We start from the raw sequence: 18,986 nt of genomic DNA on the forward strand, positions 1-18,986 counted from the left end.
GGACGGTTGCCTTGATAGCCGCCGCCGCCTTGGCCGCCCGCAGGACGGTTACCTTGATAGCCGCCGCCTTGGCCGCCCGACGGACGGTTGCCTTGGTAGCCGCCGCCCTGGCCGCCGCCTTGACGATTGCCTTGATAGCCACCGCCCTGGCCGCTTCCTTGACCGCCGCTCTGCGGACGATCCGAGGCAGGCGCCGAAGAAGCGGTGCCGCTAGGCGCGCTAGGCTGCGAAGGCGCAGCCGCTTGCGGGGCCGGCTCCGATGCTTGCTGCGCCGCAGGAGCGGGAGCAGGCGATGGCGATGGTGCCGTCGGCGCAGGCTGCGCGGGACGAGACGCCACAGATGCCGTCTCTTCCGAGCGGCGCGCCGGCTGCTGGCCGCCGCCTTGACGGTTCTGTCCGCCTTGCTCTGCTGCCGGGCGATTGCCCGCAGGCTTGTTCTGCGCCATCTTGGCCGCGGCATTCGCCTTGACATCGCGGAAAAACTTCTCAACGGACGCGACCATGCCGTCTTCCATGACGCTCATATGGTTGTTGACCGGCTTGCCTACCCGCTCGAGAATTTTCTGCACTTCTTTGCTGCTCATATTCAGCTGCTTGGCGTATTCGTACACCCGCAGCTTATCTTTGTTATCCGATTGTTTATTACTCAATATTCTCCACCTCCGAATGTTGAACGAAGCTCTCGCGAACGAGATTCGCGAAACCTTGGTCCGTGACGGCGAACAGCACGCGCTCGGGCTTGCCGACGGCGCCTCCCAGGTCGTACCGGGAGTAGCCCGTCAACAGCTCTACGCCATAGCTTGCGCATTTGTCCGCCACTTTCTTGCGCGTATTGTCGGAAGCGTCCCGGGCAATGACCACCAGCTTCGCTTCCCCCGCGCGGATGCTCTTTAGCACCGTCTCGTCCCCGGAGACGAGCTTGCCCGCCCGCATGGCGAGCCCCAGGCGCGACAGCGTCTTATCGTTCGTCGTCATCGCCGTCATCCAACTCCTTCGCGGCAATGAATTCGCCTTCCAGCTTCAAAAACTCTTCCTCCAGCCTGTCGTAAACCTCGGGCGGCACGGGCGCCTTCAGCGCACGCTCCAGCGCCTTCGTCTTCTTGGCCAGCTTGAAGTAGGACAGCTTGCCGCACAGATAGGCGCCCCTTCCGGGCTTTTTACCCGTCAGATCGAGAGAGATCTCCCCCGTCGGCGACCGGACGATGCGAATGAGCTCTTTTTTAGGCATCATTTCTTGGCTCGCGATGCATTTGCGCTGCGGTATCTTCCTCGGTCTCAAGGTTCCTCGCCTCCCATGCGGACCGTCTATATGATTGCCGCTTGAAAATTAATCGATCGTCACGCTGTCCTGGTGCATCGCGTCGCCTTCGGTCCGCGGGCGTCCGTATTCCTGCTCCGCCTGCGTCTCGCTCTTGATGTCGATCTTCCACCCGGTCAGCTTCGCCGCAAGCCGCGCGTTCTGTCCCTTGATGCCGATCGCGAGCGACAGCTGGTAGTCCGGCACGATCACGCGCGCCATCTTTTCGGCTTCGAACACGATGACCTCGAGCACTTTGGAAGGGCTGAGCGCGTTGGCGACGTATTCCTCGACGGAATCGGACCAGCGGACGATGTCGATCTTCTCGCCCTTAAGCTCGTTCACGATCGTCTGTACCCGCACGCCCTTCTGTCCGACGCAGGAGCCGATCGGATCGACCTCGTCCGCGCGCGAATGGACCGCGATCTTGGAGCGAAAGCCCGCTTCGCGCGCGACCGAACGGATCTCGACCGTGCCGTCGAAAATCTCGGGCACCTCGAGCTCGAACAGGCGCTTGAGCAGTCCGGGATGCGTCCGCGAGAGGATAATCTGCGGCCCTTTGCTCGTATTCTCGACCTTCGTAATATAAGACTTCACCCGTTCGCCCTGCTTGAACTTGTCGGTCGGCATGAGCTCGGTGAGCGGCAGCGCCGCCTCGACCTTGCCCAGGTCGACGTACAGGTTGCGCATGTCGATCCGCTGGATGATGCCGGTCACGATGTCCTGCTCTTTGTCCACGTACGCGTGATAGATCAGTCCGCGTTCCGCCTCGCGGATGCGCTGGGTCACGACCTGCTTGGCCGTCTGCGCCGCGATCCGTCCGAAATCCCGCGGCGTCACCTCGATCTCGGCGATATCCTCGATCTGATAGTGCGGATTAATGGAGCGGGCCGCGTCGATCGCGATCTCGAGGCGCGGGTCGAGCACCTCGTCGACGACGGTCTTGCGCGCATACACTTTGATCAGGCCGGTATTGCGGTTAATATCGACGCGAACGTTTTGCGCCGTATTGAAATTACGTTTATAGCTGGAGATAAGTGCCGCTTCGATGGCCTCGATGAGGACATCCTTGGCGATGCCTTTGTCGCGCTCGATCTCGCCTAAGGCTTCAATAAACTCCATGCTCATGGCTGCTACTCTCCTCCTTTCGCATATTAAAAGACGATGGCCAGCCTCGCGGAAGCCACTTTATCGTAAGGAATCTCATGGCGCTTGCGTCCGACGGTCACGGTCAGAACGCTGCCGTCGAACCCGTCCAGGCTGCCTTCGAATTCCTTGGCGCCGTCCACCGGCTCATAGGTCGTAACGAATACATGTTTGCCGACAGCAGAAGCGACGTCCTCCGCTTTCTTCAGGGGACGTTCGGCGCCCGGGGAGCTCACCTCGAGGAAGTAAGCTTCGGGGATCGGGTCGGCTTCGTCGAGCTTCCCGCTTAAATATTCGGACACCCGGCCGCAGTCGTCGATATCGATGCCGCCCGCCTTGTCCACGAATACGCGCAGAAAGTAATTGCTGCCTTCCTTGACGTATTCTACATCCACCAGTTCGAAGCCGTTCTCCTCCACGAAGGGGGCGACCAGCTGCTCGACCGCGGATTTGATCTTTGAAACGCTCAAATGACCAGACCTCCCGATTGCTTCAAATGGATATCTGCGGAATCGCACATGCAAAAGTGCCTATGCAAAACGTAAAGAGTGGGTTTCCCCACTCTTCTGCAGACAGTGATATCCACATGATTACCAGAAATAATATACCATAACCGCCAGGCCCCTTGCAATGCAATATTCAGGAAGCCGGGCCGCCGAGGACGGCCGCTTTCTTCGCCGCCGGAAGCGCAAGCCTTAGAACAACGCCAGCTGATTGGATTCAGGCAAGCCGCGGAAGCAGCCCATCGTCGTCAGCAGCTCGATGATCGTCTTCGTCGCCTTGGAGCGCTGCTGGAAGTCCTCGATCGAAAGGAAGTCCCCGTCGCCGCGCGATGCGGCAATGTTGCGCGCCGCGTTTTCGCCGATGCCGGCGACCGCCGAGAACGGCGGGATGAGCGCGTCCCCGTCCACGATGAAGCGGGTGGCGTCGGACCGGTACAGGTCCAGCGGCTTGACCTTGAAGCCTCTCGCGGTCATCTCCAGCCCCATCTCGAGGATCGGAATCATGTTCTTTTCCTTCGGCAGCGCCTGAAAGCCCTTGGCCTCGATCTCCGTCATTCCCTTCAGGATCGCGTCGTATCCCTGGCAGAACAACTCGACGTCGAAATCGGCCGCCCGAACCGAAAAGTACGTCGCATAATATTGAATCGGATAATACAGCTTGAAGTAGGCGGTCCGCACGGCCGAGATGACGTAAGCGGCGGCGTGGGCTTTCGGGAACATGTACTCGATCCGCAGGCAGGAGTCGATATACCACTGCGGCACGCCGCAGCGCTTCATCTCTTCGATCCATTCGGGCGTAAGTCCTTTGCCCTTCCGCACGCTCTCGGTGATCTTGAAGGCGAGCGACGCGTCCATGCCCGCCTTGTAGATGAGGAACAGCATGATGTCGTCGCGGCAGCCGATTACGGTCTTGATCGTGCAGGTGTTGTTCTTGATGAGCTCCTGGGCGTTGCCCAGCCATACGCCGGTGCCGTGCGACAAGCCCGAGATTTGCAGCAAGTCGGCGAACGACGACGGCTTCGTCTCCTCGAGCATCTGGCGAACGAACCGGGTACCCATCTCCGGCACGCCGAAGGTGGCGACCTGGGACTTGATCTGGCTCGGCTGGATGCCGAGCGCCTCGACCGAGTTGAACAGGCTCATGACCTTCGGATCGTTCATCGGGATCGTCGTCGGATCGACGCCGGTCAAATCCTGGAGCATCCGCATCATCGTCGGATCGTCGTGCCCCAGAATATCGAGCTTGAGCAGGTTGGCGTCGAAGGCGTGATAATCGAAATGGGTCGTCTTCCACTCCGCGCTCGTATCGTCGGCCGGATACTGGACCGGCGTGATGTCTTCGACTTCCATATAATCCGGAACGACGACGATGCCCCCGGGATGCTGGCCCGTGCTCCGCTTCACGCCGGTCACGCCCTGCGCAAGACGGTTCAGCTCGGCGCCGCGCCAGCTTTTGCCGTGTTCCTCTTGATACTTCTTCGCGAAGCCGAAGCCGGTCTTCTCCGCGACCGTGCCGATCGTGCCCGCGCGGAACACGCCCTTCTCCCCGAACATCTCCTTGGTGAAGTTGTGCGCGTGCGGCTGGTATTCTCCCGAAAAGTTAAGGTCGATATCGGGCACCTTGTCCCCTTTGAAGCCGAGGAACGTCTCGAACGGAATGTCCTGGCCTTCGCCGCGCATCATCGTTCCGCAGTCCGGGCAGGCCTTGTCCGGCAAGTCGAATCCGCTTGGCACGCTGCCGTCGAGGAACCATTCCTGGTGCTTGCATTCGGCATTGCGGCAAAGGTAATGCGCGGGCAGCGGATTGACCTCGGAAATGCCGAGGAACGTCGCGACGACGCTCGAGCCGACCGATCCCCGCGAACCGACGAGATAGCCGTCGCGGTTGGACTTTTTGACGAGCCGCTCGGAAATCAGGTAGTTCGCCGAGAAGCCGTACTTGATGATCGGCACGAGTTCCTTTTCCAGCCGGTCGATGACCACCTGCGGCAGCTCCTCGCCGTACAGGCTGCGCGCGGTCGCGTAGCACGTATTGCGAATCTCTTCGTCGGCGCCCTCGATGTTCGGCGTGAACAGCTCGTCGGGGAAAAGCTTAATATCCTCGAAGCGGTCCGCCAGCTCGTTCGTGTTGGTCACGACGACCTCGAAGGCTTTATCCTTGCCGAGAAATGCGAAGGCGTCCAGCATCTCCGGCGTCGTCCGGAAGTGCGCGTCCGGCTTGCGCTGGTCCTTGAGCGGGCTAAAGCCCGTGATGCCATGAATCGTGATGTCGCGGTACAGCTTGTCCCTCGGCTCCAGATAATGCGCGTTGCCGGTCGCGATTACCGGCTTGCCGAGCCGTTCGCCGATGGCGACGATCTTGCGCAGCGACTGTTCGAGCTCCGCCCTGCTGCCGACAAGCCCTTTGTCCAGCAAGTGCATGTAAAAATCGATCGGCTGGATCTCGAGAATGTCGTAGAATTCAGCGACCTCGGCAGCCTCTTCCTCCGACTTGTTCAGCACCGCTTCGTAAAATTCGCCCTTTTCGCAGCCCGAGACGACGAGCAGCCCTTCCCGGTGCTCGATGAGCTTGCTGCGGGGAATGCAGGCGACGCGGTGGAAATAGTCGGTATGCGACAGCGAGATGAGCTTGTACAAGTTCTTTTTGCCGGTCGCGTTCAGCATATAAATACAGCAGTGGAACGGACGCGTCGTTTTCCAGCTGTTCTCGTTCACTTCGTTGAGCCGCGCCATCCGGGTGACGCCTCGGGTCTGCGCGTCCTTGAGCAGCCCCTCGAGCACGCCGGCCAGGGCGATCGTGTCGTCGATGGCGCGGTGATGGTTCTCAAGGCTGACTTTATATAGATTCGACAGCGTATTTAAACGGTGGTTTTTCATCGTCGGATGCAGATAGCGCGCCAACTCCAGCGTATCGAGCACGGGATTGCTCGGCTGCGGCAGCCCGAGCTGCTTGCAGTTGTGCTGAATGAAGCCGATATCGAATCGGGCATTGTGCGCGACCAGTACGGCGTCGCCGACGAATTCGAGAAACTCGGTCAGCTTCGGCTCGAGCTCCGGCGCGCCGGCGACCATCTCGTCCGTAATGCTCGTGAGCTGCTGGATATTGTACGGAATCGGCTCGTGCGGATCGATGAACGTAGAGAAGCGGCCGATCTCCCTGCCTTCCTTCACTTTGACGCCCGCAAGCTCGATGATCTTGTTCGCCGTGACCGACAGGCCGGTCGTCTCGATGTCGAATACGACGAACGTCTCTTCCGCGAGCACGGTGTCGCGGGCGTTCAGCACGATATCGACCGCGTCGTTCACGACGTTGGCTTCAACGCCGTAGATCATCTTGATGCCGTTCTTCTTCGCAGCCTTCGCGGCTTCGGGGAAGCACTGCACGTTGGCGTGGTCGGTGACGGCGATCGCCTTGTGTCCCCACTTTGCGGCCGTCTTGATATAGGCGTCGACCGGCGCGATCGCGTCCATCGTGCTCATGGACGTATGCAAGTGAAACTCGACGCGCTTGTCGCTCGACTCGTCCCTGCGCGGCTTCGGTCCGTTGATCTCCTTGAGGTCGCTCGGCATCATGACGAGTTCCGGCGGGTTGAGGAACCGGTCGTATTCGACGCGCCCGCGCAGCTTCACCCATTTGCCGTTCGCAAGGAGGTTCAGCATTTTGACGTCTTCCTTCGTTTTGCCGAACATCTTGACGGTGAGCGAATCGGTATAGTCGGTCACATGGAATTGGTAGAGCGTATTGCCGTTGCGAAGCTCCTTGACCTCCAGGCCGAACACCGTGCCCTGCACGGTCGCTTTCTTTTCTTCCTCCTGAATGTTCTGAATCGGCACCGCGTCGTCCTTAATCTCGTAGCCATGCTGCAGCGTCTGCGGCGCTTCTCCGCCCGCGTCCTCCGGCGGCGCCTCGTCGGGCATGCTCTCCATCAGCTTGCGGACGTGCAGCCGCTCTTCCTCGAGCTGCCGCTGCATGAACGCCTCCACGGCTTCCTGCTGCTTCTCGCCTACGGCAAGCTTGATCCGGCAGCCGCGCCCGAAGCGCTCCTCGAAAAACTTGGCTGCATACGTATCGACGGTCTTTTTGCGCGCCATCTCCAGGCTCGCTTCGTTCAGCATGAACAAGGTCAAAAGCTCGCCTTCCGCCTCGGGCTTGGCCTTGCCCAGCCATCCGTTCACCGAAGCGAACTCGCTCTGCATCCACTCGACGAAGAGCGGCCAATAATGCAGCAGCAGCTCGCTCGTGGCGATCGTCTCTCCATGGCGCAGGCACATCTCGATCTGCGCAAGATGGCCGAGCTTGTCTCGCACGCGGCTGTGAAATCCGGCATAGACGGGCGGCGGCAGCAGCGACTCCATGACGAAGTGGAACCTCCAACTGCGGCTTGCCTTGCTCACTTCGACTCTCTCTATGTAACCGTCTCGGAAATGGGCGTCGATCCAATCTCCCGGAATCTCCGCTTGCGCCAGCAGCAGTTCGAATCTTTTCCTCTGATCGGGCTTCGGCAACATAATCGGAGTCTTCATCCCTTTCAACAACAAAAGCCCCCGACCGCGCTCCCGCAAGGCGATCCTGCGGCAGGTTAAAGTCGGGAAGCTTTCTGTTCTCGTACTTGTTCTATTATTCTACCTGATAGACTTTGCGGCAGCAATAGTCAAAGAACGACAATCCGGGGACGATCAGGAACGGCTCGCGTACGCATCAAGCGACACCGGCGCGCCCCGAGCGTTAAGGCTACTCTCCGCGGCGTCCAGGAAGCGAATGATCGCCTGCGTCTCTTCGGCAGGGACCGGCGGGATGCCCGTATCGAAAAAGGAGACCGCGTCCGCGATCAACCGAGCATAATGAACTTTGAATTCCGGATCGAGCGCAAGCGCCATAGTTTCGTCCCCGATCCGGACTTCAGCTTCGTAGACGTAACCTGCCTCCGGGCGCTTGCAGATGGCCGTGCCTGTCCGGCCGTCCGTCCACTCGCCCACGATGCGGTCGAATTCGTCGCAGCGCTCGGTTCGTACGGAGAGGCAGTCCTGTCCGAGGATCGCGAACAGCATCTCGGCGAGATGAATGCCGTACCAATAGTAGATCGATTGCGTCGGTTCGATCTGAAGCGGACCGCCAGCGGTCGCTTCAAGTATCGGCGCCTCTCCCAACGAAGCCTGCCCCATGGCGCCTTGCACGGCATACCGAAGGGCCGAAACGCTGAATATCGGTGTTCCGAATTCCCGCGAAAGGACCTCGATCTCGGCGGCATCGCGTCCGGATATGGCCAGCGGCTTGTCGATAAAGACAGGCTTGCCGTACGGCGCGACGCGTGCGAACAGCTCCGTGCGCACCCGGCCGTCGATCGACAGCAGCATGAGCGCATCGCAGGATCCGGCAACCTCTTCCGGCGTGTCCGCACGGCGAATGCCGTGTTCGGTCTCGAGCCTTCCCATGATCGTCCCGACGCGCGACGCGCTGAGCGGAAAATCCGGCGACCCGCCCGGCCAAGCCATCGCGACGCGGTAACCGGGCACATGCATCGGGTCTTTCGGATCGTTTAGCAGCCCGGCGAACGTACTCGCGTGGGAGGAGTCGGTGCCGATCAGTCCGATGGTGCGGAACTTCACGGACGCCCACCTTCTTCTGCAGGAATGCCGAACGCCAGCGGGCCTTCTTCGAGTCTTCGCGACGCGATGCCCGCGAGCAGCGCCGCTCCGAGCGGCAGGCAAGCCTCGTTCAGCTCGAAACGGGGATGGTGCAGGCCGAACGCGCGCTCGGCGCCCTCGGCCGGACCCGAGCCGAGCCAGAAGAAGCAGCCGGGAACATGTTTCAAATACTCGGAGAAATCTTCGCCCGCGAGCGTCGGGGCGGCTACGAGCCTTGTGCCGGGCCCCGCTACCGCGTCGATCGCCTCCCCGACCTTCCGCGCCGCTTCGGAATGGTTCACCAGCACCTGCGTCTGGCGGATATACGTCAGGCTCGCGCGGCAGCGATAGCCGTCCGCGATCCGCGTCACGATCCGCTCGATGCCTTCGGGCAAGCGCTCCCTAACTTCGGGATCGAAGGCCCGGACGGTGCCCGTCATGCGGCAGGCCGACGGAATCACGTTGTTCGCGTCTCCCGCATGGATGCTGCCGATCGTCACGACGACCGGATCGAACGGCGACGTCTCGCGAGAGACCAAGCTCTGCAGCGACATGACGATCGCGCTGGCGCAGACGATCGGATCGATGCCCTGATCGGGGATGGCGCCGTGCGCGCCCTTGCCCTCGACCAGGATCTCGATGCGGTCGACCGAGCCCATCAGCGGGCCAGGCCGCACGGACGCCAAGCCGGCGGACAGCGTAGGCAGGTTGTGCAGACCGTAAATCTCTTCGACGCCCTCCAGCACCCCTTCGCGAATCATCGCCTTGGCGCCTTCGTTGATCTCTTCCGCCGACTGGAAAATGAGCCTGACCGTACCCTTAAGCGTCGACCGCGCCTGGACCAACAGCTCGGCCGCTCCGAGCAGCATCGCCGTATGCGCGTCATGCCCGCAGGCATGCATCGCGCCGGGACGCTCGGAGGCGAACGGCAGTCCGGTCTCCTCGGCGATCGGGAGCGCGTCCATGTCGGCACGGAGCGCGACGACAGGACCCGCGGCATCCCCGACGATATCGGCTACGACCCCGTGTCCGCCGAATTCCGTGCGGCACGCCAGTCCGAGCGCGCTTAGCCGTTGCGCGACGAGACGCGCCGTCTCGCGCTCCTCGAAGCTGAGCTCGGGAAATCGGTGCAGCTGCCGGCGAAAGGACGTCAGATCGTCGGACAACAGCGCCGCTTTCTCTTTCCATGCGACGTTCCCGCTCATGAGCGGCCGCCTTTCTTGCGCAGGTCGCTCAAAATCGCTTTTCCCGTAGGCGTCTGGGCAAGGCCGCCCTTCGCCGTCTCCCGGTGCGCTTCGGGCATGGCGGCTCCAATATCCTTCATGACGCCGATGACCTCGTCCGAAGGAATGACGCTGCGCACGCCGGCAAGCGCCATGTCGGCCGCCGCGAGCGCGGTCACCGCGCCGAAGCCGTTGCGTACGATGCAGGGGATCTCGACGAGACCGCCCACCGGATCGCAGATCAGGCCGAGCGAATTTTTGAGGGCGAGTCCGACCGCATGGACGGCCTGCTCCGGCGTGCCGCCGCGCAGCTCCGTCAGCGCGCCGGCGGCCATGCCGACCGCCGAGCCGACCTCTGCCTGGCAGCCGCCCTCCGCGCCGGAAATGAACGACTGGTTCGCGATCACGTAGCCGATCGCGCCGGCCGCGAACAGGGCTTCGACCATCCGGTCGTCGGTCCAGCCGAACCGCTCCTGCGTGCTCACGAATACGCCCGGAATGATCCCGCATGAGCCTGCGGTCGGCGTGGCGATGATGCGACCCATCGAGGCGTTGACCTCGGATACGCCTAGCGCATAGGCCAGCGCCGCGCTAGCTTCGTCGCCGAGCGCCGTTCCGCCGAGGGCCCGGTATTCCATGACCCGCTTCGCGTCTCCGCCCGTAAGCCCGCTTCGCGACTTCGTCTCCTCCGTCGTGCCTTTGCGGACCGCTTCCTTCATGATCTGATAGTAGCTGGACATCTGGCCGACGACCGTTTCCTCCGTTTGATCCGATTCCCGGACTTGTTCCTCGATCATATAGCGGCCGATCGTCATATTCGCTGCCCGGCATTGCGCCGACAGCTCCGCAAGCGTGGCGAATCTCATTCTTGCCCCTCCTCTTGGTTCAGATCGACGAGGCGAACGCGCTCGACTTGCGGCAGCGCTTGGAGCTCGCGTCTCACCTCTAGCGGTACCGACTGATCCATCTCCATGACGGTGAGCGCGCGACCGCTCCTGCTCTGCCGGTCCACCTCCATCGCGCGGATGTTCAGGTCGACCCGCCCGACGATCAAAGCCATCGCGGCAACGGTTCCAGCCATGTCCCGATGGTTGACGAGCAGCGTCGGACAGTCCGCCCCGAACTTGACGTCGAAGCCATCCACGTTAACGATCTCGACATTGCCCCCGCCGATCGAGCATCCGATCATCGTCGTTTCTTGTTCTCCCTTTCGCAGGATGAACCGAACCGTATTGGGATGGCCGCCGGGCCGAAGCTCCGTGCCGAACCGCAGCTTCATGCCGGCCGCTTCGGCGAGCGCGATCGAATCCCGGATCCGGTCGTCGTCCGGCGCGCAGCCGAGCAGGCCGGCGGTCACGGCAAGATCCGTCCCGTGACCCATATACGTTTCCGCGAACGAGCCCGAAAAGATGATGTCCGCTTCGTCCGGCTGCCCCCCGAGCGCCTGGCGCGCCGCAAGTCCAAGTCTCGCGGCGCCGGCCGTATGCGAGCTGGAGGGGCCGATCATGCTGGGACCCATAATCGAAAACACGTCTTTAAATCGCATGTCCGCCCCTCTCCCTTCGCTGTATCGATGTGCAGATTAACGTTCCTGCAGCCATTCTTCAAGATGGGCCGCGACGAACGCATCGTCGTTCAGGTCCGGATACTGCGCGTAAACGCGGTCGATCTCCTCGGCTTGACCCGGCGACAGCTCCTCATGCGGATTCAGGCACCAGGTTCCCTGAAGCAAACCTTGGCGGCGCAGCACCTCGTGGATGCCCGGGATGCAGCCTGCGAACTGGTGCGAAGGATCGAAAAATGCCGCGTTGGAATCGGTCACTTGGATGTTGCGGACAAGCCATTCCTTCGCGATCGCCGGCTCCCTTCTTGCCGTCTTGATCTCTTCGAGAAGCGCGACCGCCTTCTGCGTCCATACCGCCCAGTGGCCCAGCAGACCGCCGACTACCTGCTTTTCTACCGTTTGGCCGTCAATCGTAAAGCGGTACGTCGTGAACAGGTCCGCGACGATATTGTCGTCGTTGCCGGTGTAGAGCGCGATCTCGTCCTTGCGAACAGAATGGCAGACGGCGCGGGCCACGTCAAGCGTCTGGTACCGGTTGAACGGCGCCATCTTGATCGCGACGACGTTCGGGATGTCGGCGAACGCGCGCCAGAATTCGTAGGTGAAAATTCTGCCGCCGACCGAAGGCTGCAGGTAGAAGCCGATGACCGGCATGAGCGCGGCGACTTGCCTCGTCCGATCGAGCAGCGCTTCCTCGGTCAGCTGTCCGAGCCCGCCCATGCTGAGCAGCGCGGCATCGTAGCCGAGCTTAAGCGCAATCGCCGTCTCGCTTAGCGCTTGCTCGACAGGCCCGCATACGCCTGCGACCTTGATGAACGGGCGGGAAGGCGCAGCCTTGTCGACTTCTTCAGCGGCCATGCGCAGCACGGTCTCGTACAGATCGTGCTCCGAATCGCGAATCTCGAACTGAGTGGAATGGACCCCGACGGCCACGCCGCCGGCTCCCGAAGCGACGTAGTAGCGCGTGAGCGCGCGCTGCCGCCGCTCGTCGAGCTTGCGGTCCGCGTCCAGCGCGAGCGGGTGCGCCGGGATAACCAAGCCGTCCTGCAGCGCCGCGTTCAGCGCGTCCGACAAATATACGGTCGCCATCAGAATTTCCCCTTTCGTTCTTGGAAGTGGGTCGGTTTGTTCCATGTCGCGCCGCCTTGCAGCACCCACTCTGCCGTCCAATCGATCATTTGCAACAGCGAGACGCTCGGATAGCCGAACAGCTGATGTGACTTCGAGGCGTTATTCAGAAGCGCGGTCTCGGATTCCTTGCCCTCGAACGTCGCTTCCTTGCCAAGCCGCTTGGACATTTGGCCAGCCGCCCATCTCACGGACATCGTCTCCGGTCCCGTCACGTTCAGGATAGCCGGGGGGCTCGAAGCGATCGCCAGGCTGCGCAGCGCCATCGCGTTGGCGTCGCCTTGCCAGATGACGTTCGCATAGCCGGTCGTCAGATCGATCGGGCGCCCTTCGTTGATCGCCCGCGCCAGCTCCAGCAGTACGCCGTACCGCATGTCGATCGCGTAGTTCAGCCTGAACATCGTCATCGGCGTGCCGTATTTGTGCGAGTGGTACTCGAAGATCCGTTCTCTGCCCAGCGTCGACTGCGCATATTCGCCGAGCGGTTCAGGCGCGATGGATTCGTCCGCGCCGCCGCCGCCGACCGGCATGAACGGATAAATGTTGCCCGAGGAAAAAACGACGATACGCGAATCCTTATACTTTTCGGCAACGCGCCCCGGCAAGTACGTGTTCATCGCCCACGTGAAATGCTCGCGGCCCGTCGTACCGAACTTGTTGCCCGCCATATAGATGACGTTCGAGGCGTTCGGCAGCGCCTTCAGCGCTTCGTCGTCGAGCAGCTCGCACGAGATCGTCTCAACGCCTGCAGCTTCAAGCTCCTGTCGCGTCTCGCTGCTGCTGAAGCGCGATACGCCGATGACGCGCTTGCCAAGTCCCCCGGCGCGCACGGCATTGGCCGCCAGCCGGGCCAAGCTCGGCCCCATTTTCCCGCCTACGCCAAGCACGACGATGTCCCCGTCGATCGACGACAGCTGCTTGATTAACGCTTCCGACGGTTCGGCCAGCTTTGCTTCCAGTTGTTCTATCGTATGCATGAGATCAGTCTCCTCTCGACTTGTACCTGATCCCATCATACGTGCGATCGCTATATAAAGACAGGTCCGTTTATCGTCTTTAAATTCATCCACAATGGATATGCCTCTCTAAGAAAATCAAGGCAGGTTCATAAATGGTGGTCCGCCAAAAAGGAGAAACGATACACTTGGCGCGGTCTGCCCTTAGGCATTTTTTCCATGCCGGCGATGCCGACCAGTCCCGCATCCGCCCACTGAAGCAGCAGCCGATGCGCGCTGCGCACCGTAATGTTGAGCATCGATGCGAGCTCATGAACCTGGTAGTCGTACTTGCCGTGTCGGGACATATAGGCGAGCAGCTTGCTCAAATAGGCCCCCGTCATCCCCGCCTCCTCCGCTCGCCGCAGAAGCTCCGGATCGAGCGGCGCCATAATCGACGCTACCGGATCCGCCATTTCCAGCGGGCCGATGAGCGTTCGATCTTCCCGTACGATAAAGCAGGCGTTGCCCCCCGCGGCGACCGATTTGCGAAGCGCGCTCCGCGCGTTCGAACCGGCCTCGCTGGCCGTCGCGCCGAAGCCGATGCCGATGCTGAGCGATATTCCGTAGGACAGATTGGCGTCTTTGGCGAGCGGGATCGTTTTATAGCCGCCCGTTTCGCGCTCGAAGATGCCCCGGGTCGTAAAAAACAAATATTCGTCGCCGCCGACGGGCGTCAAGTAACCGTCCAGCGATTCGACGTAGTCGAGCACCATTCGGTGAATGTCCAGCTTGAGCTTTTGGATCTCGTGCTCGCTCGCGCTTCGCTGCACGAGCTTGCCGAATTCGTCTACCGTCACCATGCCGACGACGATCTGCGATTCCTTGCCTTTGCGGGATTCGGTCGACAGCAGCGCGCGTTCGAGCGTCACGATGATATCCTCGTCGGACGGCAACAGCAGCGCGTGAGGAATCTTCACCCGAGAGAGCTCTTCCGCGACCCGCTCCACGCCGGTGAAGGCGTACACGCAGTCCTGAGATCCGGCGACTTTGCGATGATGCGCGACGAGCTTGTCCGGCGAAGCATAGGACGGACCTTCATAGACGGCGACCTTCAGTCCTTCAAGCGCCAGATCCCGAAGCGTCCGCATCACCATCGTCTTGGTCAGCGAATCGACGGATAAAACCGCCTCCGGCCCGAGGCGCCCTGCCCGCTGCGCTTCGAACAACGCTTTGTACAAGCCCGCCCCCGTCAACGGAACATGATGGACCGGCACGGCAACCGGCTTTTTCTCCTTGAGCAGACGCTGAGGCGCGGGTCCGGACAACAGCAGCGCCTCCACCTCGTCCTCAAGCAAGGCAGCTGTATCGGGAGCTTCCTGCTCTTGCTCGACGAGACGAACGACAGGCTCGAACGATGGGAACGCATTCATGACTCTTAATACGCGAGAAACGACGGCCTCCGTCCCTACGATCCCGATTTTGATGTGCATGGTACTTCCTCCTGTGAAAAAGACCCCCGAAGCCAGCGCTGTCGGGAGCCTTTTGTTAAACGCGTTTTGTTTTAGTACGCTCTTGCGAACACGACCGTATGCGCAGCCGGTTTGCCGCAGCATAGACATACGCTCTTGGTCGTCTGCGGCTCGAAGGGAATGTTGCGGCTCGTCGCGCCGGTCTCTTCCTTCACCTTGCTCTCGCAAGCGTCGTCGCCGCACCACCCGGCATAGGCGAAGCCGCGCTTCTCTTCGAAAGCGGCCTTGAGCTGGTCGAGCGTCTCGACGTCGAACAGATGCGACTCGCGGAATTCAAGCGCGCGCTCGTACATCTGCGTATGCACCTCTTCGAGCAATTCGGCTACGGATGCCGCCAGGTTGTCGAGCGGCACCTGCTTCTTCTCGCCGGTCACGCGGGACACGAGCACGCAGACGCCGTTTTCCAGGTCGCGCGGACCGAGCTCGAGTCGAATCGGAATGCCGCGCATCTCGTATTCGTTGAACTTCCAGCCCGGCGACACGTCGGAGCGATCGTCGACGCGAACGCGAATGCCGGCGCTCTTAAGCTCGGCGAACAGCTCGTCCGTCTTCGCGATGACCGTCTCGCGCGTCTTGGGCGGGCCGATCGGAATCATGATCACCTGCGTCGGCGCTACCTTCGGCGGCAGCACGAGGCCGCGATCGTCGCCGTGCACCATGATCAGCGCGCCGATCAATCGCGTGCTCACGCCCCAGGAGGTCGTGTGGCAATATTCCTGCGTGTTTTCACGGCTCAAATACTTGATATCGAACGCGACGGCGAACTTGGTGCCGAGATAGTGCGAAGTGCCGGCTTGCACGGCGCGTCCGTCCTTCATCATCGCCTCGATCGAGTACGTGTCGACGGCGCCCGCGAAGCGCTCCGAAGGCGTCTTCTGGCCCTTGATGACCGGAATCGCCAGCACGCTCTCCACGAAGTCCGTGTACACGTCGAGCATCTGCATCGTCTCGCGGCGGGCGTCGGCTTCGTCCTCGTGCGCCGTATGCCCTTCCTGCCACAGAAACTCGCTCGTACGCAGGAACGGCATCGTCCGCTTTTCCCAGCGGAAAACGTTCGCCCATTGGTTGATGAGCAGCGGCAAATCGCGGTACGAGTTGATCCACTTGGCGTACATATGCCCGAACATCGTCTCCGACGTCGGCCGTACGGCCAATCGCTCCTCCAATATCTCGCCGCCTGCCTCCGTCACCATCGGCAGCTCCGGATTAAAGCCCTCGACATGCTCTTTTTCCTTCTGGAAAAAGCTCTCGGGGATCAGCAGCGGGAAATACGCGTTGCGGTGGCCGGTCTCCTTGAAGCGACGGTCCAGATCGCGCTGAATATTTTCCCACAGCTCGTAGCCTTCTGGCCGGAATACGATACAGCCGCGCACCGGCGAATAGTCCATGAGCTCGGCCTTTTTGATGACGTCGATATACCAGCGGCTGAAATCCTCGGCCTGCGGCGTTATTTCCGTTACGAACCCTTTATCCTTCGACATAAGCTCCCCTACCCCTGACAACCTGGAATTTAGCCTTTGACCAACCTAAGAATATCGTTGTACGTGACGACGACCATCAGCAGCATCAATGCCGCGAACCCGATAAAGTGCACGAGGCTCTCGCGGTTCGGATCGACCGGACGGCCGCGGATCGCCTCGATGCCGATGAACAGCAGGCGACTGCCGTCGAGCGCCGGGATCGGCAAGAGGTTGAAGATCCCGAGATAAAGGCTAAGAATCGCGCCCCACCAGGTCAGCTGCGTCACGCCCTGCTTGGCGATCTCCACGGTCACCTGCGCCGTGCCGACCGGTCCGTTGAGCTCCTCGAGCTTGACCTCGCCGAAAATAATTTTGCGGAAGCCGTCGAAAATTTTCTTCGTGCTGTCCACCATCGCGTGGCCCGCCAGCGAGAAAGTCTCTCCGAAGCCGGGATGACGCATCTCCGGCGCCATGACGATGCCGACCTTGCCCGTGTCCGCATTCGGCGTTACCGTTATTTTCAGCTCTTGCCCGTCTCGGTTCACGATCCAGTTCATCGGCTTGCCGGCGCTGCCCGTGATTGCCTGCGACAGCTTCTGGCTGTCTCCTTCGACAGCGACGCCGTTGACGGAGACGACCAAGTCGCCCTTCTCCAGTCCGGCAGCTTTCGCCGCGCCGTCCGAAGTTACGTCATTAATGAAAATTTTCGTATTCGGCTCGACCGCTACGCCGTACGATTGAAAAAAGACGGCGAACAGCACGAAAGCCAAAATAAAGTTCATGAGCGGACCGGCGAAAATGGTCATCGCCTTCTTGCCTGCCGAAGCGCTGCCGAACTGGCGGTCCAGCGGCGCGATCTGCGTATCTCTGCCTTTCGCGACGATGAGTGCCTGCGGGTGCACGTCATACCGCTGCACGTCGCCGTCCACGTCCAGCGTCAAATATAGATGACGTTCGAGATCCAGCGCCGTGACTTCGCCCCGCAAAATCTGGGTGCGCTCGTCAAGCCGATCCAAATAAATGCGGGTCACCTTGTCGTCCTTGATTCGAACGCCTACGGTATGCCCTGCCTGCACCTCGACGACTTCGGGATCTTCTCCCGCCATCCGCACGAAGCCGCCGATCGGCAGCAGCCGCAGCGTGAACCGGCTCTCTCCGCGCTTGATCGAGAACAGCTTCGGGCCGAACCCGATGGCAAACTCCCGAACGAGCACCCCGGCCCGCTTGGCAAAATAAAAGTGTCCGAACTCGTGTATCGAGACGAGCACGAAAAAGACGAGAACCGTTAGAAAAACAACCTGTACCATCTCCATGCAAGTTACCCTCCGTCCGCCCTAACGGCTGTCCTTAGATTAACATTATTCGCCGAGGCGATACAAGAGAATACGGGTCTTGCAAAAGGTCGGTTGCTATTTGCTCCACCGGGCTGCCGCCTCGCGCGCCCGGCCGTCCGCGAAGGCGATCTCCTCGAGATCGGGCTCGGCGGTCGTCGCGTGCGCAGCGAGCGCCGATTCGACGATCTCTTCGATGGCCAGGAACGGAATCTCGCGATTCAGAAAACGCGCCACGGCGACTTCGTTCGCCGCGTTGAACACGGTCGGCGCGGTTCCGCCGGCTCTCCCCGCTTCGTACGCCATCCTGAGGCAAGGATACCGCTCGAAATCCATCTCCTTGAAGCGCAGCGTGCCCGCTCGCAGCAGGTCGAGCGGGGATGCGGGCGACGGGCGGCGCTCCGGGTAGGTAAGCGCGTATTGGATCGGCACGCGCATGTCCGGATTGCCGAGCTGCGCCATGACGCTCGTGTCGACGAATTCGACCATCGAGTGCACGATGCTCTCCGGATGAAGCACGACGTCGATCCGGTCGTATGGGAGATCGAACAGCCAGTGCGCCTCGATGACCTCGAGACCTTTGTTCGCCATCGTCGCCGAGTCGATCGTAATCTTGGCGCCCATCGTCCAGTTAGGATGCCGCAGCGCGTCCTCGACCGTCACGTCGATCAGTTCGCTTCGGCCGCGGTCGCGGAAGCTCCCGCCGGAAGCCGTGATGACAAGCCGCTGTATGGCGCCGCGATCCTCCCCGTTCAGGCATTGGAAGATCGCGGAATGCTCGCTGTCGATCGGCAGCAGCGGCACGCCGCGGTCCGCGGCGCGGCGCGTTACGATATGTCCGGCCGTTACCAACGTCTCTTTGTTCGCCAACCCGATCGTAGCGCCGGCATCGATCGCGGCGAGCGTAGATTTCAAGCCGAGACTTCCCATCAGCGCGCATACGACATAGTCGGCGCCGGCCGCGGCCGCGGCTTCGATCAAGCCTTCTTCGCCCCAGACGAGCTTCGTGCCTGCCGGCAGGTCCGCCCTGATCTGGTCGGCGAGCGTCTTCGATCCGATCGAGACGAGTTTGGGCTTGAAGCGATGGGCTTGTTCGAGCAATTGCTCGTGACGCGTACCGGCCGCCAGGCTAACGACTTCATAGGCGTCCGGGTCCCGCGAGACGACGTCCAGCGTCTGGGTTCCTATCGAGCCGGTGCTACCGAGCACCGCCACCTTCTTTTTCAAGCCGTTCCCTCCGTT

Annotated in this window: 16 protein-coding genes; all 16 read right to left on the minus strand. The window is 61.3% G+C overall.

Features of this window, described 5'->3' with window-relative positions; all coding sequences use genetic code 11:
* On the minus strand, positions 1-650 hold a 650-nt coding region (locus tag BM235_RS31770), incomplete at its 3' end, for a translation initiation factor IF-2 N-terminal domain-containing protein (protein ID WP_255374624.1).
* Positions 643-975: a L7Ae/L30e/S12e/Gadd45 family ribosomal protein gene (locus tag BM235_RS26850; RefSeq protein WP_090117555.1), complete on the minus strand. Its 333-nt coding sequence runs from the start codon at positions 973-975 to the stop codon at positions 643-645. The genes BM235_RS26850 and BM235_RS31770, both read right to left, overlap by 8 nt.
* On the minus strand, positions 959-1,279 hold the full coding sequence (gene rnpM, locus BM235_RS26855) for an RNase P modulator RnpM (protein ID WP_090117339.1): 321 nt from the start codon (positions 1,277-1,279) through the stop codon (positions 959-961). The genes BM235_RS26850 and rnpM overlap by 17 nt, the downstream gene beginning before the upstream one ends.
* A gap of 48 nt (positions 1,280-1,327) precedes the next feature.
* Positions 1,328-2,425, minus strand: a complete 1,098-nt coding sequence (nusA, locus tag BM235_RS26860) for a transcription termination factor NusA (protein ID WP_090117340.1) — start codon at positions 2,423-2,425, stop codon at positions 1,328-1,330.
* 26 nt (positions 2,426-2,451) lie between these two features.
* Positions 2,452-2,913 (minus strand): ribosome maturation factor RimP, encoded by a 462-nt coding sequence (gene rimP, locus BM235_RS26865; protein ID WP_090117341.1) that lies wholly within the window; start codon positions 2,911-2,913, stop codon positions 2,452-2,454.
* A gap of 225 nt (positions 2,914-3,138) precedes the next feature.
* A complete protein-coding gene (locus BM235_RS26870) occupies positions 3,139-7,455 on the minus strand; it encodes a PolC-type DNA polymerase III (protein WP_090117342.1) in 4,317 nt (1,438 codons plus the stop codon).
* Between the two features lie 168 nt (positions 7,456-7,623).
* Positions 7,624-8,553 (minus strand): Gfo/Idh/MocA family oxidoreductase, encoded by a 930-nt coding sequence (locus tag BM235_RS26875; RefSeq protein ID WP_090117343.1) that lies wholly within the window; start codon positions 8,551-8,553, stop codon positions 7,624-7,626.
* Complete coding sequence (locus tag BM235_RS26880) at positions 8,550-9,776, minus strand: M20 metallopeptidase family protein (RefSeq protein ID WP_090117344.1); 1,227 nt, start codon at positions 9,774-9,776, stop codon at positions 8,550-8,552. The genes BM235_RS26875 and BM235_RS26880 overlap by 4 nt, the downstream gene beginning before the upstream one ends.
* Complete coding sequence (gene sdaAA / locus BM235_RS26885) at positions 9,773-10,660, minus strand: L-serine ammonia-lyase, iron-sulfur-dependent, subunit alpha (protein ID WP_090117345.1); 888 nt, start codon at positions 10,658-10,660, stop codon at positions 9,773-9,775. The genes BM235_RS26880 and sdaAA overlap by 4 nt, the downstream gene beginning before the upstream one ends.
* Positions 10,657-11,340, minus strand: coding sequence for an L-serine ammonia-lyase, iron-sulfur-dependent subunit beta (gene sdaAB / locus BM235_RS26890; RefSeq protein ID WP_090117346.1), 684 nt, complete (start codon positions 11,338-11,340; stop codon positions 10,657-10,659). The genes sdaAA and sdaAB overlap by 4 nt, the downstream gene beginning before the upstream one ends.
* Positions 11,341-11,376: 36 nt before the next feature.
* On the minus strand, positions 11,377-12,447 hold the full coding sequence (locus BM235_RS26895) for a dihydrodipicolinate synthase family protein (protein ID WP_090117347.1): 1,071 nt from the start codon (positions 12,445-12,447) through the stop codon (positions 11,377-11,379).
* On the minus strand, positions 12,447-13,463 hold the full coding sequence (locus BM235_RS26900) for an NAD-dependent epimerase/dehydratase family protein (RefSeq protein WP_090117348.1): 1,017 nt from the start codon (positions 13,461-13,463) through the stop codon (positions 12,447-12,449). The genes BM235_RS26895 and BM235_RS26900 overlap by 1 nt, the downstream gene beginning before the upstream one ends.
* A 128-nt stretch (positions 13,464-13,591) precedes the next feature.
* On the minus strand, positions 13,592-14,914 hold the full coding sequence (locus BM235_RS26905; RefSeq protein WP_090117349.1) for a hypothetical protein: 1,323 nt from the start codon (positions 14,912-14,914) through the stop codon (positions 13,592-13,594).
* Between the two features lie 71 nt (positions 14,915-14,985).
* The gene (gene proS / locus BM235_RS26910; RefSeq protein ID WP_090117350.1) at positions 14,986-16,434 is read right to left on the minus strand and encodes a proline--tRNA ligase; all 1,449 of its coding nucleotides are present in this window, start codon (positions 16,432-16,434) and stop codon (positions 14,986-14,988) included.
* A 29-nt stretch (positions 16,435-16,463) separates the two neighbouring features.
* Positions 16,464-17,726 carry an RIP metalloprotease RseP gene (gene rseP / locus BM235_RS26915; protein ID WP_090117351.1) on the minus strand — a complete coding sequence of 421 codons (1,263 nt, stop codon included), beginning with the start codon at positions 17,724-17,726 and terminating at the stop codon, positions 16,464-16,466.
* A gap of 96 nt (positions 17,727-17,822) precedes the next feature.
* Entirely contained in the window at positions 17,823-18,971 is a 1,149-nt protein-coding gene (locus BM235_RS26920) for a 1-deoxy-D-xylulose-5-phosphate reductoisomerase (RefSeq protein WP_090117352.1), read from the minus strand.
* Between the last annotated feature and the right edge of the window lie 15 nt (positions 18,972-18,986).

Origin of the sequence: Cohnella sp. OV330 (genome assembly GCF_900112065.1) — a bacterium.
Classification (GTDB): Bacteria; Bacillota; Bacilli; order Paenibacillales; family Paenibacillaceae; genus Cohnella.